15 protein-coding genes are annotated in these 15,462 nt (G+C 68.0%); 13 read left to right on the plus strand and 2 right to left on the minus strand.

Annotated elements, in window-relative coordinates; all coding sequences use genetic code 11:
- Nucleotides 1-39 precede the first annotated feature (39 nt).
- The 13 genes from QUV11_RS06855 to QUV11_RS06915 all read left to right on the plus strand — a co-directional run bounded on the left by QUV11_RS06855 (nt 40) and on the right by QUV11_RS06915 (nt 13,010).
- A complete protein-coding gene (locus QUV11_RS06855) occupies nt 40-1,980 on the plus strand; it encodes a TonB-dependent siderophore receptor (RefSeq protein WP_300881229.1) in 1,941 nt (646 codons plus the stop codon).
- On the plus strand, nt 1,980-3,008 hold the full coding sequence (locus tag QUV11_RS06860) for an aminotransferase class I/II-fold pyridoxal phosphate-dependent enzyme (protein ID WP_300881230.1): 1,029 nt from the start codon (nt 1,980-1,982) through the stop codon (nt 3,006-3,008). The genes QUV11_RS06855 and QUV11_RS06860 overlap by 1 nt, the downstream gene beginning before the upstream one ends.
- On the plus strand, nt 3,005-3,616 hold the full coding sequence (gene cobO, locus QUV11_RS06865) for a cob(I)yrinic acid a,c-diamide adenosyltransferase (protein WP_300881231.1): 612 nt from the start codon (nt 3,005-3,007) through the stop codon (nt 3,614-3,616). Before QUV11_RS06860 ends, cobO begins: the two co-directional genes overlap by 4 nt.
- Nucleotides 3,613-4,461, plus strand: a complete 849-nt coding sequence (locus QUV11_RS06870) for an ABC transporter substrate-binding protein (protein ID WP_300881232.1) — start codon at nt 3,613-3,615, stop codon at nt 4,459-4,461. Before cobO ends, QUV11_RS06870 begins: the two co-directional genes overlap by 4 nt.
- Nucleotides 4,458-5,429, plus strand: coding sequence for an iron ABC transporter permease (locus tag QUV11_RS06875; protein WP_300881233.1), 972 nt, complete (start codon nt 4,458-4,460; stop codon nt 5,427-5,429). Before QUV11_RS06870 ends, QUV11_RS06875 begins: the two co-directional genes overlap by 4 nt.
- Nucleotides 5,426-6,205, plus strand: a complete 780-nt coding sequence (locus QUV11_RS06880) for an ABC transporter ATP-binding protein (RefSeq protein ID WP_289618525.1) — start codon at nt 5,426-5,428, stop codon at nt 6,203-6,205. Before QUV11_RS06875 ends, QUV11_RS06880 begins: the two co-directional genes overlap by 4 nt.
- Nucleotides 6,205-7,131, plus strand: a complete 927-nt coding sequence (gene cbiB / locus QUV11_RS06885; RefSeq protein ID WP_300881234.1) for an adenosylcobinamide-phosphate synthase CbiB — start codon at nt 6,205-6,207, stop codon at nt 7,129-7,131. Before QUV11_RS06880 ends, cbiB begins: the two co-directional genes overlap by 1 nt.
- Nucleotides 7,119-8,576, plus strand: coding sequence for a cobyric acid synthase (locus QUV11_RS06890; RefSeq protein ID WP_300881235.1), 1,458 nt, complete (start codon nt 7,119-7,121; stop codon nt 8,574-8,576). The genes cbiB and QUV11_RS06890 overlap by 13 nt, the downstream gene beginning before the upstream one ends.
- On the plus strand, nt 8,573-9,211 hold the full coding sequence (bluB, locus tag QUV11_RS06895; protein WP_300881236.1) for a 5,6-dimethylbenzimidazole synthase: 639 nt from the start codon (nt 8,573-8,575) through the stop codon (nt 9,209-9,211). Before QUV11_RS06890 ends, bluB begins: the two co-directional genes overlap by 4 nt.
- Nucleotides 9,211-10,209 carry a nicotinate-nucleotide--dimethylbenzimidazole phosphoribosyltransferase gene (gene cobT, locus QUV11_RS06900; protein ID WP_300881237.1) on the plus strand — a complete coding sequence of 333 codons (999 nt, stop codon included), beginning with the start codon at nt 9,211-9,213 and terminating at the stop codon, nt 10,207-10,209. The genes bluB and cobT overlap by 1 nt, the downstream gene beginning before the upstream one ends.
- Before the next feature lies 1 nt (nt 10,210).
- The gene (locus tag QUV11_RS06905) at nt 10,211-11,002 is read left to right on the plus strand and encodes an adenosylcobinamide-GDP ribazoletransferase (RefSeq protein ID WP_300881238.1); all 792 of its coding nucleotides are present in this window, start codon (nt 10,211-10,213) and stop codon (nt 11,000-11,002) included.
- Nucleotides 11,003-11,004: 2 nt separating this feature from the next.
- Nucleotides 11,005-11,562, plus strand: a complete 558-nt coding sequence (locus tag QUV11_RS06910; protein ID WP_300881276.1) for a histidine phosphatase family protein — start codon at nt 11,005-11,007, stop codon at nt 11,560-11,562.
- Between the two features lie 107 nt (nt 11,563-11,669).
- Complete coding sequence (locus tag QUV11_RS06915) at nt 11,670-13,010, plus strand: MFS transporter (RefSeq protein WP_300881239.1); 1,341 nt, start codon at nt 11,670-11,672, stop codon at nt 13,008-13,010.
- 107 nt (nt 13,011-13,117) lie between these two features.
- Here QUV11_RS06915 and QUV11_RS06920 read toward each other — a convergent pair whose 3' ends face one another.
- On the minus strand, nt 13,118-14,443 hold the full coding sequence (locus QUV11_RS06920; protein WP_300881240.1) for a folylpolyglutamate synthase/dihydrofolate synthase family protein: 1,326 nt from the start codon (nt 14,441-14,443) through the stop codon (nt 13,118-13,120).
- A gap of 156 nt (nt 14,444-14,599) precedes the next feature.
- The gene (gene accD / locus QUV11_RS06925) at nt 14,600-15,457 is read right to left on the minus strand and encodes an acetyl-CoA carboxylase, carboxyltransferase subunit beta (RefSeq protein WP_300881241.1); all 858 of its coding nucleotides are present in this window, start codon (nt 15,455-15,457) and stop codon (nt 14,600-14,602) included.
- Nucleotides 15,458-15,462: the final 5 nt, after the last annotated feature.

Genomic DNA, 15,462 nt, shown 5'->3' on the forward strand with positions numbered 1-15,462 from the left:
TGGTGCGTGCAACCCCTTGTTGTTATACAGGGGATACCAATGCCAACTACATTTCTGAAAGTTACCGCTTCCACACTGGCGTTTGCCGCCAGCCTCTCCGGCGCTGCGATCGCGCAGGACACGCTTGCCGCCACAGACCCGCGCGAGCCTATCGTCGTCGTCACCGCCAACCGCACCGCGCAGCCGGTCGAGCGCGTCGGCCAGTCGATCACAGTGGTCGATTCCGAAGAGATCGAGCGCCGCCAGACCCAGAGCGTTGCAGACATCCTGCGCACCCTTCCCGGGGTCAGCATCAGCCGCAACGGCCCGATCGGTTCGACCACCTCGGTGTTCATTCGCGGCGCCGAAAGCGACCAGACCGTGGCACTGATCGACGGGATCAAGCTTAACGATCCGTCGACCCCCGGCGGCGGCTTCAACTTCGGCAACCTGCTCACCGGCAATATCGAGCGGATCGAGGTGCTGCGCGGGCCGTCTTCGGTGCTGTGGGGCAGCCAGGCGATCGGCGGGGTGATCAACATGATCACCCGGCAGCCGACCGAGGATCTCGCGGTCAACCTGCGCGGCGAATATGGCTATCGCGACACCGGCCAGTTGGTCGGCAACATCTCGGGCAAGGCGGGTCCGCTGTCGGCGAGCGCGGGCGCGGGCTATTTCCGCACCGACGGCATTTCTGCATTCAGCGAGGCGCGCGGCGGCACCGAGAAGGACGGCTATGAGAACTTCGGCGCCAACGGCAATGTCAACCTGGCCCTCAACGATGCGATCTCGATCGACGCGCGCGGCTGGTATTCCGAAGGCCGGGTCAACATCGACGGCTTCCCTGCCCCCAGCTTCGCGTTCGGCGATGTGAACGAGGAATCGCGCACCCGCGAGCTTGTCGGCTACACCGGGATCAACGCGGCGCTGTTCGACGGACGGTTTCGCAACCGGCTGGGCTATGCCTATACCGACACCCGCCGCCGCTCGATCGCGTTCGACGGACCTCCGACCGAAACCTTTGCGAGCCACGGCCGCAACGAGCGGATCGAGTATCAGGGGATCTTCGATATCACGGACGGCTGGCAATTGACCGGAGGGCTGGAACGCGAGACCTCGCGCTTTTCCAGCAGCAGCTATGGCGCGCCACCGACCCTTGGCCGGGCGCGGATCGACAGCATCTATGGCCAGATCGTCGCAAGCCCGGTCACCGGCCTGACGCTGACCGGCGGGGTGCGGCATGACGACCACAACCGCTTCGGCGGTGCGACCACCTTTGGCGCGAGCGGCGCTTATGCGATCGACCAGACCGGTACGATCCTGCGCGCCAGCTATGCCGAAGGGTTCAAGGCGCCGTCGCTGTTCCAGCTGCAGAGCGATTTCGGCAACCAGCAGCTCCAGCCCGAGCGGTCCAAGGGCTGGGACGCAGGCGTCACGCAGAATCTGGTCGAGGGCCGGCTGCAGGCCAGCGCCACCTATTTCCGGCGCAACTCCGATGATCTGATCATCTTCGTCTCGTGCACCGCTCCGCTCACCGGAATCTGCGCCAACCGGCCCTCGGGCACCTACGACAACGTCTCCAAAGCACGCGCCGAAGGGGTCGAGATCGGGCTGGCAATGGTGCCGGTCGATGCGCTGCGGCTGCAAGCGAACTACACTTTTACCGATGCCACCAACCGCTCGCCCGGCAACGTCAATTTCGGCCGCCAGCTGGTCCGCCGTCCGCAGCACAGCGTCTCGGCGCTGGTCGACTTTACCTGGGGCTTCGGGCTCGAAACCGGGGTGACGCTGACCCATGTCGGCGCCAATTTCGACAACGCCAACAACAGCCGCAAGGTCGAAGGCTATGTGCTCGCGGACCTGCGCGCCTCGTTCCCGGTAACCGAGCGGGTCGATATCTATGCCCGCGTCGAAAACCTGTTCGACGAGCGCTACGAGACGGTGTTCCGCTATGGCTCGCCTGGCCGCGCGGGCTATGCCGGCGTGCGGTTGCGCTACTGATGGGGGATGCGCGCGCCCTGGTCGATACCTTCGCCCGGCACGGTGGGCGGATCGACATGGCGCGCGCCGCCTTCCCGCAGGTTGCGCTCTGGACCGACCTGTCGACGGGCATCGCGCCCTGGGCCTATCCGATGGCGCACAGCGCCGAAGCAGCGGAACGGTTGCCCGATCCGGCCGACCTTGCGGCGCTGGAGGCCGCTGCTGCCGCATTCTTCGGCGTCGAACCGCGCCGCGTGGTGGCGGTGCCGGGGAGCGACCTCGCGCTGCGGCTGCTCGGGCATATCCTGGCGGTCGATCAGCCCGCCAGCCGCGCGGCGGTGGTGCGACCGGGCTATTCGGGCCATGAATCGATGTGGGGGGCAGATGCCGTCACCCGGTGCAGCGCCGACGCCCTTGTCGCGATGGCGCAGACGCACGATGTGCTGGTGCTCGCCCGGCCCAACAACCCCGATGCCGCGATCACCGACCGCACGCAACTGCACGTCGCCGCCTCGCTGCTGGCGGCGCGCGGCGGCCATCTGATCGTCGATGAAGCGTTCGCCGATGCCAGCGGGCACGACAGCCTGGCGGGGTGCGACTGGCCGGGGCTGATCGTGCTGCGCTCGTTCGGCAAGTTCTTCGGCCTCGCCGGGTTGCGGCTGGGCTTCGTCATCGCGCCCCCCGCAATCGGCGATCGGCTGCGCGCGCTGATCGGCGACTGGCCGATCTCCGGCCCGGCGCTCGCCACGGGGCTTGCCGCCTATCGCGACGCCGCCTGGCACCGCGCTCAGCGCGCGCGGCTGGCGCAGGCATCGCAGCGGCTGGCGGATCTATTCACCGGCCATGGCATCGAGATTGTCGGGCGCACCGCGTTTTTCGTGTTGATCAATGTGGCCGGGCGTGATGGCCTGTTTGCGCATCTGGCGCATTCCGGCGTACTGACCCGCCCGTTCGGCTATGCGCCCGGCTGGCTGCGGCTGGGCCTGCCGCGCGACGAGAGTGACTGGACAAGGCTGGGCGATGCGCTGGCCGGATGGAGGATAGGATGACCGAGACGCCCGAGGATTTCGCCCGCCACAACGCCCGGATGAAGAAGGTGCAGGCCGCGCGCGAGCGAATGCAGGCCAAGCGCACGCTCGAACGCGGGCTGCTGATCGTCCACACCGGCAACGGCAAGGGCAAGTCGTCCTCCGCCTTCGGCATGGCGATCCGCTCGCTGGGCTGGGGGATGAAGGTCGGCATCGTGCAATATGTCAAAGGCGCATGGGAGACCGGCGAAAAGAATTTCTTCCAGGCCAACCCCGATCTCGTCACCTTCGAAGTGATGGGCGAAGGTTTCACCTGGGACACCCAGGACCGCGCGCGCGATATCGAGGCGGCGCGCGCCGCCTGGGAGCGCTCGAAGGAGCTGATCCTCGATCCCGCATACGATTTCATCATCCTTGACGAGCTCAATATCGTGCTGCGGCAAGACACGCTGCCGATCGACGAGATCGTCGCGTTTCTCAACGATCGCCCGCTGACCAAGCACATCTGCATCACCGGGCGCAACGCCAAGCCCGAGCTGATCGATATCGCCGATCTGGTCACCGAGTTCGAGGAGGTCAAGCACCCGTTCAAGGCCGGGTTCAAGGCGCAAAAGGGGGTCGAGTATTGATCCGCGCTTTCGCCCTGGTTCTTGGTCTGACGCTCGCGGGCTGCTCGTCGCAAGCCGCTGACCGCGTCGCGCAGCGTCCGCTGCCCGAGCGCGCAAAGCTGCCGCGCGTGGTTTCGATCAACCCGTGCGTCGATGCGGTGTTGATGCAGATCGCCGCGCCCGCGCAGATCGCGGCGATCAGCCATTATTCTAAGGACGAACGCGCCAGCTCGATCCCGCTCGATCAGGCACGGCGCTTTGCGATCACCTCGGGCACCGCCGAAGAGGTGGTCGCACTGGCCCCCGATATCGTGATAGCGGGCAGCCATGTCGCGCCCTCGACCATCTCCGCGCTGCACCGGATGAACATTCCGCTGATCCAGATCGGCGTCCCCGAGAGCATCGCCGAGAGCAACGCGCAGGTCCGCACGATCGCCGCCGCCATCCGCCAGCCCGCACGCGGCGAGAGATTGGTCGCGCGGATCGATGATGCGGTGCGCACGGCGTCTGCACAAGGTGGCACGGCCCCCGGTGCGCTCATCTGGCAGGGCGGAGGGCTGGTCCCGGGCGATGGCACGCTCGCCAGCGAACTGCTGCGGGTCACCGGCTTTCGCAACCTGAGCGCGGACTATGGCCTCAAGCAGTGGGACGTGCTGCCGCTCGAGCATATGGTCGCGCGGCCGCCGCAGGTGCTGCTGTCGGTCGGCGCGAAGGATCGTAGCGACCGGATGCTCGGCCACCCGGTGCTCGCCGGGCTGAAGCGGCAGATCGCGGTGCGGCGGTATCCCGAAAAGCTGCTCCATTGCGGCGGCCCGACAATCATCGAGGCGGTCGGCCATCTCGCCGAGATCAGGCGATCGCTGTGAACCGCTCGCTCGCCCTCAATCTCGCGCTGCTCGCGGGCATCGCCGTCACCGTGCTGCTGTCGCTGATGGCGGGCAAGGTATGGATCCCGCTCGACGCCTGGGTGGCGGACGATCCGCGCTGGCCGATCATCGCCGAGCTGCGAATGCCGCGGATCGTGCTCGCGGTGCTGGTGGGCGCGGCTTTGGGCCTGTCGGGCGCAGCGATGCAAGGATATCTGCGCAATCCGCTCGCCGACCCCGGGCTGTTCGGCGTGTCCTCGGGCGCGGCTTTGGGCGCGGTGATCTCGCTGTATTTCGGCTATGCCGCCTCGCCTTTGCTGCTGCCCGCCTTTGCACTCACCGGCGCAGGGATCACGATGGCGATCCTCGCTCTGCTGGTCGGCCGATCCGGCAGCATCATCGTGTTCACGCTGGCGGGCGTGATCCTGTCGAGCGTCGCGGGATCGATGACCGCGCTGGCGATCAGCCTGGCCCCTACCCCATTTGCGACCTCGCAGATCGTCACCTGGCTGATGGGCGCGCTCACCGACCGCAGCTGGGACGACGTCACGCTCGCGCTGCCGCTGCTGGCGCTGGGCTGCATCCTGCTCGCGTTCACCGGGCGCACGCTCGATGCGCTGACGCTGGGCGAATCCGCTGCTCGCTCGATGGGGGTCGATCCGCTGCGGTTGCAGCTGCTGATCGTCGTCGGGGTCGCCCTGTGCGTCGGTGCTTCGGTCGCGACCGCGGGGATCATCGGCTTTGTCGGGCTGATCGTGCCGCATCTGGTGCGGCCGTTCGTCGGCAACCGGCCCTCGGCGGTGCTGCTGCCCTCGGCGCTCGCCGGAGCGCTGCTGCTCTTGGTCGCCGACAGCGTGGTTCGCGCGCTGCCGACGGTAAGCGAATTGCGGCTGGGGATCGCGATGTCGATGCTCGGCGGGCCGTTCTTCCTGATCCTGCTGCTGCGCATGCGCCGGACGCTGGCATGAGCGTGCTCGCCGCAGAGAGCCTGTCGCTCAAGCTCGGCGGACGCCGCGTGCTCGATGCGGTCAGCGCCAGCTTCGTGCCCGGACGGGTGACCGCGGTGCTCGGCCCCAATGGCGCGGGCAAGTCGACGTTGCTCTCATGCCTCGCCGGGCTGCACACCCCCGAAGCCGGTCAGGTGCTGGTCGGCGGGCAGCCCCGCGCTTCGTGGACGATGCGTGACCTTGCGCGGCAGATCGGCCTGTTGCCGCAGGGCGCCGATGTCCATTGGGATGTCGATGTCGCGACTTTGGTGGCCTTGGGCCGCTATCCGCACCGCACCCGCTGGGGCGAGACCGATGCCGACCGCGCCGCCGTCGCGCGCGCGATGGCCGCGACCGATGTCACCCAGTTCGCCGCGCGTCCGATGACCGCGCTTTCGGGCGGCGAGCGCGCGCGCGTCCTGCTCGCGCGGGTGCTGGCGGGCGAGCCGCACTGGCTGCTGGCGGACGAGCCGCTCGCCAATCTCGACCCCGCGCACCAGCTCGATACGCTCGAATGCCTGCGCGATGTCGCGCGCTCGGGCGCGGGGGTGATCGTCGTGCTGCACGACCTCAACCACGCGATGCGGGTGGCGGACGAGGTGCTGCTGCTGTGCGACGGCCGCATCGTCGCGCAAGGTCCGCCCGCCGAGGTGCTGACGCCCGAGCGGATTGCTGCGACCTATGGCGTGTCGTCGCATATCGGCACCACGCCGGACGGGGTGCGGTTTGTCGTGACCACCCCGATGGCGCAGCGCTGATGCTCATGCGGCCCGAACAGCTGCTGCTGGCGCTGATCGGCGAGGCCGCGATCGGCTATCCCGCCTGGTTGCTGGCGGCGATCGGTCATCCGGTGATCTGGATCGGTGCGGCGATTGCCGCGCTCGAGCGGCGCTGGAACGCTGGGGATGCGACCCGCCGCCGGGCGATGGGGCTGGCGCTGCTGGCGCTGGTCGCAGGCGGTGTCGGCGCGATCGGCTGGCTGATCGAGGCATGGGCGGGCGACGGCGTCGCGGTCGGCGTGGTGATCGTGCTCGCAACCACCGGTCTTGCGCAGCTCAGCTTGGATGATCACGTCCGCGCCGTGGCCAGCCCGCTGCTGCGCGGCGATGTTGCTGCAGCGCGCGCAGCGGTCGGACGCATCGTCGGCCGCGACACCGCAGCGCTCGATGAGAGCGGCATCGCGGTCGCCGCGACCGAGAGCCTCGCCGAAAGCTTCTGCGATGGCGTTGTCGCGCCGGCGTTCTGGTTTCTGGTCGCGGGGCTACCGGGGCTGCTGATCTGCAAGGTGGTCAACACGGCGGATTCGATGATCGGCCATCGCGACGCCCGCTATCTGCATTTTGGCTGGGCGGCGGCCCGGACCGATGATGTGGTGAACTTCATCCCCGCGCGGATTTCAGGCGTGCTTGTCTGCCTCGCCGGAATGGGCGGATGGCGCACCATGCTGCGCGATGCGCGCCACCACGCCTCACCCAATGGCGGCTGGCCCGAGGCGGCGATGGCAGGCGTATTGGAGCGCAGGCTGGGCGGTCCGGTCCGCTATGACGGCGAGACCGCGCACCGCGCCTGGCTGGGCGATGGCCCCGCGCCCGATGCCAAGGATCTGCAACGCGCGCTGTGGGTCTATCGCCGCGCGTGTATGCTGATGTGGTCGATCATAGGGGTTCTCGCATGGCTGCTGTGATGCTGCAGGGGACCGGATCGGATGTCGGCAAGTCGGTGCTGGTCGCAGGATTGTGCCGGTTGCTCGCCAATCGCGGGCTGATCGTGCGCCCGTTCAAGCCGCAGAACATGTCGAACAACGCTGCGGTGGCAGTCGGCGGCGAGATCGGCCGCGCGCAGGCGCTGCAGGCGCTCGCGTGCCGCGTGCCGCCCAGCATCGACATGAACCCGGTGCTGATCAAGCCGCAGTCGGACACCGGCGCGCAGGTGGTGGTCCACGGCAAGGTTGTCGGGATGCTCGGCGCAGCCGATTATCAGCATCGCAAAGGCGAGCTGCTGCATGCGGTGCTGCAATCCTGGAGCCGGTTGAAGGCCGACGCCGATATCGTCATCGTCGAGGGCGCAGGTTCCCCGGCGGAGATCAACCTGCGCGCGGGCGACATCGCCAATATGGGCTTTGCCCGCGCCACCGGCGTGCCGGTGGTGCTCATAGGCGATATCGACCGCGGCGGGGTGATCGCGTCGATCGTCGGCACCAAGGCCGTGATCGACGCAGACGACGCCGCGATGATCCACGGCTTCCTGATCAACAAGTTCCGCGGCGATGTCCGGCTGTTCGACAATGGATATGCCGAGATCGAACGCCGCACCGGCTGGCCCGGCCTCGGCGTCATCCCCTGGCTTGCCGCCGCGCGTCAGCTGCCCGCCGAGGACGCGGTGGTGCTCGATTCCGCAGCGGCCAGCGAGGGCGCGATCACCATCGCGGTGCCGATGCTCTCGCGGATCGCCAATTTCGACGACTTCGATGCCCTGGCGCACGAGCCGGGCGTGAAGCTGGTGATGGTGCCGCCGGGCCAGCCGCTCCCCGGCGATGCGGCACTGATCATCCTGCCCGGCACCAAGGCGACCATCGCGGACCTCGCATTCCTTCGCGCGCAGGGCTGGGATATCGATATCGCGGCGCACGTCCGGCGCGGCGGCGGCCTGCTCGGCATCTGCGGCGGCTATCAGATGCTCGGGCAGATCATCGAGGACCCCGATGGCGTCGAGGGCGCGCCCGAGACCGTCGCCGGATTGGGCTATCTGCCCGTCGCCACCCGGCTGACCGGCGACAAGCGCGTGGTCGATGTCACCGGCACCAGCCTGCGCGATGGCGCGGCGTTTGCGGGCTATGAAATTCATGTCGGCCAGACTCGCGCGCTTGGGCCCTTGCAACCGCTGCTGCGGCTGGCCGATGGCGCGGAAGACGGCGTCGTCAGCGCCGATGGCCAAATCGCGGGCTGCTATATCCACCGCCTGTTCGATCATCCCGCCCAGCGCGGGGCATGGCTGGCGCGGCTGGGCGCGCAGTCCGATGGCGTCGCGCAGGGCCACCGCGTCGACCAGGCGCTCGATGCGCTGGCCGCCTCGCTCGAGGACTATGTCGATATCGACCGGCTGCTGGCCATTGCGGGGCATAGGCCATGACCGAACCGGTGTTCGACGCCGCCTTTCGCGAGCAACTCGCCCAGTTGCTGGCCTGGCGGCGCGATGTCCGGCATTTCGAGACGCGCGCGCTTCCCGATGGCCTGCTCGACACCTTGCTCGACGCCGCTTGCCACGGCCCGTCGGTGGGCAACGCCCAGCCCTGGCGGTTCGTCCGCATCGTCTCGCCCGAGCGCCGCAAGGCACTGGCCGACACCGTCGATGCGCAGAAGCACGCGGCGGGCGAGAGCTACTCGGGCGAGCGCAAGGCGCTGTACGATGGCCTCAAACTCCACGGCCTGCGCGAGGCGCCCGAGATTGTCGCGGTGTTCTGCGACGAACAGGGCGAGGCCGGAGACGGCCTTGGCCGCGCGACGATGCCCGAAACTTTGTGCTGGTCGGTGGTAACCGCCGTGCACACTGTGTGGCTGGCCGCGCGCGCGAACGGCGTTGGCCTCGGCTGGGTGTCGATCATCGATCCCAATGGCATGAACGCCCTGCTCGAGGTGCCCGCACATTGGCGGTTTATCGCATTGCTGTGCCTGGGCTATCCCGAGCGCGCGAGCGAGACGCCCGAGCTTGTCCGGCATGGCTGGCAGGACCGGCTTCCGTCCGACATCACAAGGCTGGAGCGCTGATGATCACCCGCGACGATGTTCAGGCCAGGCTCGATGCCCTCGCCAAGCCGGTCGGCAGCCTGGGACGGCTCGAGACGCTGGCGATCGAGCTGGCACTGGCAGGGCAATCGCTCACCCCGCTCACCCGCCCGCGCCGCATCGTGCTGTTCGCCGCCGATCATGGCGTGGTCGCGCAGGGCGTGACGCCCTGGCCCTCGGCGGTGACCACCGCGATGGTCGAGACGATCCTGAGCGGCAAGGCGAGCAGCACCGCGCTGGCGCAAGCACACGGCGTCGATGTGCGGGTGGTGAACGCCGGAATGGTCCAGCCGCCGCGCGAACCCTGGCCGCAGCATTTCAATCCGCAGCCCGTCGCGCCGGGCACCGCCGATCTCAGCCAGGGTCCGGCGATGTCTGTCGAACAGTTCGACACCGCCTGGGCGCTGGGCGAGGTCGAAGCGCAAGCTGCGATCCAATCCGGCCATCGGCTGCTGATCGCGGGCGAGATGGGCATCGGCAACACCACCGCCGCCGCCTGCCTCACCCATGCGCTCGCGGGGATCGACGCCGACACCGCCACCGGAAGCGGCGCGGGCGCGGATGCGGCGATGCGGATCCTCAAGCGCGATATCGTCGCCGCTGCCGTCGCACGGCTGGATGGCCGCACCGAAAAGGCCGCGCTGGCGGCGATCGCAGGCTTCGAGATCGTCGCGATGGCGGGTTTCTATGCCGAGGCCGCGCGGCAGGGCGTGCCGGTGTTGCTCGACGGCTATGTCACCACCGCCGCCGCGTTGATCGCCGAACATCTGTGTCCGGGCACGCGGCGGGTGATGATCGCAGGCCATCTCTCCGCCGAGCCCGGCCATCGCGCGGCGCTTACCCAGCTTGGCCTCACCCCGGTGCTCGAATGGCAGATGCGGCTGGGCGAAGGCAGCGGCGCACTGGTCGCGCTGCCGTTGCTCGACAGCGCCGCGGCGTTGCTGTGCGATGTAGCAAAGCTCGCGGATATCGGCGCCTGATATGGAACGGCCATGCCCCGCCTGGGCGCCGCCGGTGCTCGCAATCCAGTTTCTCACGCGGATTCCTGTGCCCGGCACCGAAAAGCTGACCGCGCAGCAGGTCACGACCGGGCTGGTGCAGGCGGTTGGCTGGTTCCCGCTGGTGGGCGCAGGCATCGGCGCGATCACCGCAGGCGTCGCGCTGGCGGCGGACAGCCTCTGGCCCGCATTGGTCGCGGTGCTGATCGCGCTCGTGGTCGAGGCGCGGTTGACAGGCGCCTTCCACGAGGATGCGGTCGCCGATTTCTGCGACGCGTTCGGCGGCGGCTTCACCGCAGACGATGTCCGGCAGATCATGAAGGACAGCCGCATCGGCAGCTATGGCAGCGTCGGGCTGATCCTCGCGCTCGGTCTGCGCGCCGCGCTGACGCTGGCGGTGATCGCGACACTCGCGCCATGGGCGGCGTTCCTGACCATTGTCGCCGCTGCCACCTTCGGCCGGCTGCTGGTGGTGGTGCTGATGACCGTGGTTGCGCCCGCACCGCAAGGCACCGGCCTGGCCAAGGATGTCGCATCGGGTGTCGGGCCGCGTATTCTGGTGCTGGCGCTGGTGACCGCCCTGCCCGGCTTGCTGGGCTTTGCCGTGCTGAGCCCCCTGCCCCTGCTCTTGGGCGTGCTCGGCGCTGGCGTATTCATCGCCTGGTTCCGCGCGCTGCTGCTCCGCCGGATCGGCGGCAGCACCGGGGATTGCTTGGGCTTTGCCGCTTATGCCGGCCAGTTGATCCTGCTGCTCGCGGCGACGGCGACATTGTGACGATGCGTGCGGTGCTGCTGGTCCGGCACACCGAGGTCGCGCGCGCCTGGAAGGGCCGTTGTTATGGGCAAAGTGATATGGGGCTGAGCCGCGAAGGCGCCGCGCATAGGCGCGCGCTCGCGCCCGAGCTGGCCGCATGGCGCCCCGAGATCATTGTGCATTCGGGCCTGTGCCGCGCGCGGATTCTGGCAGAGGCGGTCGCCACGATGGCAGGCATACCCGTACGCGCGGATCCGCAATGGCAGGAGCGCGATTTCGGCAGCTGGGAGGGGCGCAATTGGGACGCGATCTACCGCGCCACCGGCAACGCGATGGACGGCATGATCGATGCCCCCGATCACTTCCGCCCCGGCGATGGAGAAACCACGATGGAGCTCGCCCGGCGATCGCTCGCCGCCTTCGACCGTCTGCCCACTGGCCGCGTGCTGGTGGTCACGCACGGTGGCCCAATCGCGGCGATCCTGGGCATGCACCGGGGCCTTGCCGCCCGCGACTGGCCCGCGCTGGTGCCGCCACCGGGGGGCTCAGCGGAGATCGACCGATCGCCTGCAGCCAATTGACGCTGATCTGAGCACGAACCGGCAATATCCCTCTGGCGTAAATCGCCGATATCGCTAGGTTCCCGGCCCTGGATCTGGGGCGGGACACGCGAAGGGATACGCACTGCATGACCGAACACGCGAGCGGGGTTGCTCCCGAAGTCACGGGCTGGCGCGCGTCACTCCCCAAGGGTCTGAGGCCCTATACCGAAGCGGCTCCTGTGGCCGCGCTGTTTCTGGGCATCTCGTCGGGCTTTCCGTTCGCGATGATCGCCGCGACCCTGTCGACCCGGCTGGCGCAATCGGGGATCGAGAAATCGACCGTCACCGCGTTCGCGCTGACCTTCCTGGCCTACAACTTCAAATGGCTGTGGGCGCCGATCATCGATGTGGTGAAGCTGCCTTTGCTAGGCCGGATCGGCCAGCGCGTGTCGTGGCTGATCCTGTGCGCGGTGCTGGTGATGTTCAGCATCATGTATCTGGGCATTCTCGATCCCGAAGCCGATATCGGCAAGGTCGCGGTCGCCGCGATCCTGGTCGGGGTGGCCGGCGCGACCTTCGACATCGTCATCGACGCCTATCGCATCGAACTGCTCGAGCCGCACCAATTGGGCGTCGGATCGGGCATGAGCCAATATGGCTGGCGGATCGGCGCGGCAGCGGCGGGCGCGATTGCGCTGGTGATCGCGGCGCGCGTCGACTGGACCACGGCGTATATCGCGGTGTCGTTCTTCGGGCTGTTCGCGGTGGTCACCGGTCTGATCATGGGCGAACCCGCACGGCGGCAGGAGCCCAAGCCTTTGAAAGGCCCGGTCGCTGCCGCGATCGCCTATGTCAGCCCGCTTGCCGAGTTCTTCAAACGCTCGGGCGCGCTGGTCGTGCTCTTGTTCGTGCTGGTCCACAAGATTGGCGATACGCTCGCCAACCTGACATTGCGCCTGCTGTTCGAGGATCTGGGTTTCACCAACGACGAGGTCGCGATCTACGATGTGGGTCTGGGCTTCTGGGCGCTGCTCGCTGGCATCTTCGTGGGCGGGTTCCTGTATGCCCGGCTGGGGATGAAGCGCTCGGTGATGATCAGCCTGATCCTGATGGCGGTCTCCAACCTTGCCTTTGCCGGGCTTGCAGTGTCCGGGCACAGCAACTGGGCGATGGCGGGCGCGATGGGTTTCGAGAATTTCGCCAGCGGCATCGGCGGGGTGTGCGTGGTCGCGTATCTCTCGGCCTTGTGCAATCTCGAGTTCACCGCGACCCAGTTCGCGCTGCTCTCGGCGGCGGCGAGCATCACCGGGCGGTTCCTGACCGGAACGCTGGCGGGTGGCATGATCGAATCACTGGGGTTCGCCAACTTCTACCTTGTTACCACGCTGGCGGCCTTACCCGGCGTGCTGCTGTTCTGGTGGATGATGGCGAGCGGTCTGGTCGATCGCTCGCTGGGCACCGCGGGGACCGAGGAGAGCGGGGAATAGTTTCGACCTGCCCACTCATATAACCGTCACCCCCGCGAACGCGGGGGTCCCGCTTCTGCGCGACCGTTCCGAAAAAGCGGGATTCCCGCGTTCGCGGGAATGACGGATCAATCCGGCTCCTGGCCGTTCGCCTTGAGCACCTCGCCCGCCAGATAAAGCGAGCCTGCGATCAGCACCGGGATCGGCTCGCGATCCGCCAGCCCCCTCACCGCCGCCTCGACATCCGCCGCCGCCTCGACCTCGATCCCCGATGTGAGGCACGCCTGGAACGCATCGGCATCGTGCCATTCGTGCCCCGGCACCGGCAGCGCGGTAACGCTGGCGAGATACGGCTCTAATGGCCCGAGCAGCGCGCTGGCCTGCTTGTTCGACAGCATGCCGATCACCAGGTGCACCTTGCCGCCCATGCTGGCGACATGCTTGGCCAGAGCCGCGCCGGCATCGGGGTTGTGGCCGCCGTCGAGCCAGATGGCCTCGCCCGTGCCCAGCAACGCGGTCAGCGGGCCATCGCTCAGCCTTTGCAGCCGCGCAGGCCAGTCGGCCCAGCCCATCGCGGCGGACAGCGCGCTGTCGGGGATGGCAAGCGCGCTCTGGTGGCGGATCATCGCCACGGCAAGCGCGGCATTGTCCGCCTGATGCTCGCCGGGCAGACGCGGCAGCGGCAGGCTGAGCCGTCCGTCGACATCGCGAAAATGCAGCCGCCCCTGATACAGCGCCGCGTCCCAGTCCTCGCCGCGCGCCTGGACGAACGCACCGGCGCGCATCGCCTGGCCCGCGATCGCGCCCATCATGCCGATCGAATAGCGCTGGATCACCATAGGCACCTCCGCCTTGGCGATGCCGGCCTTCTCGAACGCGATCCGCTCCATCGGATCGTCCGGCGTGCCCTCTTCGGGCGCGAGCAGAAACGCCTCGTGGTCGATCCCGAGCGCGGCGATCCCGCACACCGCAGGGTGCGCGAGCACGTTGGTTGCATCGAGCCTGCCGCCGAGGCCAACCTCGATCACGCACGCATCGGCAGGCGTCTCGGCAAAGGCGAGGAAGGCGGCCGCCGTGGTCACTTCGAAGAAGCTCGCGCCGGTGCCCTCGGCGATGTCGAGCACGCGCGCGAGATAGGCGGCAAGGCTATCGTCATCGATCAAGCGTCCCGCGATGCGGATGCGTTCGTTGAAGCGCACCAGATGCGGGCTGGTATAGACGTGGCAGGTCTGGCCCGAAGCCTCGATCGCGGCGCGCAGGAAGGCGCAGGTCGATCCCTTGCCGTTGGTGCCTGCGACATGAAACACCGGCGGCAGGCGGTGGTGGGGGTTGTCCAGCCGGGCGAGCAGCGCGGTGATCCGCTCGAGCCCCAGCACATCGCGCCCGGGCGAGAGCGCGGTCAGCCGGTCGAGCTGGGTCTGGACACCGGGGTCGGAGGAGACGGCGTGGTCCATCCTAAAATCCTCCCCCATGGGGGGAGGGGGACCGCGAAGCGGTGGAGGGGTGACACGCTATCGCCGAAGGGGACACCCCTCCGTCATGGCTGCGCCATGCCACCTCCCCTTGCAGGGGAGGATTTGCGTTGTGCCCCGTCACCACCGCCGAAGCGCTTAAGCCGCGGCCTTCGCCGCCATCAGATAATCGATCACGCTGCCCAGGCGATCGCGCAGATCCTTGCGCTCGACCACCATGTCGAGCATCCCGTGCTCGAGCAGATATTCGGAGCGCTGGAAGCCCTCGGGAAGCTTTTCGCGGATGGTCTGCTCGATCACCCGCTGGCCGGCAAAGCCGATCAGCGCATTTGGCTCGGCGATCTGGACATCGCCCAGCATCGCATAGCTTGCGGTGACGCCGCCGGTGGTCGGATCGGTCATCACGACGATATACGGCAGCCCTGCCGCGTGCAGCCGGGTGATCGCGACGGTGCTGCGCGGCATCTGCATCAGCGACAGAATGCCCTCCTGCATCCGCGCGCCGCCGGCGGCGGTGAAGATCACATAGGGGCATTTCTCGGCGATCGCGCGCTCGGTCCCGGCGATGAACGCCGCGCCGACCGCCATACCCATCGATCCGCCCATGAAGGCGAAATCCTGCACCCCGACCACGGCCTTGCTGCCCTTGATCCGGCCGAGCGCATTGGTCAGCGCATCGTTGCCGACATTGGCGGCGCGCGCGGCCTTCAGCCGGTCGACGTACTTCTTGCTGTCGCGGAACTTGAGCGGGTCTTCGGTGACCGTCGGCGACGGCAATTCTTCCCACAACTGGTCATCGAACAGCATGCCGAAGCGCCGCTGCGCGCCGATGCGGTCGTGATGGTTGCACTTTGGGCAGACCGACAGGTTGTCCTCGAACTCCTTGGCGAACACCATCTCGCCGCAGGCCTTGCACTTGTGCCACAGATTGTCGGGGCTTTCGTCGGGCCGGGCGATGAAGGGGATGGCGTTGCGGACTCGGCTGAACCAGTTCATGGGCG

The organism is Blastomonas sp., from assembly GCF_030373265.1.
Classification (GTDB): Bacteria; Pseudomonadota; Alphaproteobacteria; order Sphingomonadales; family Sphingomonadaceae; genus Blastomonas.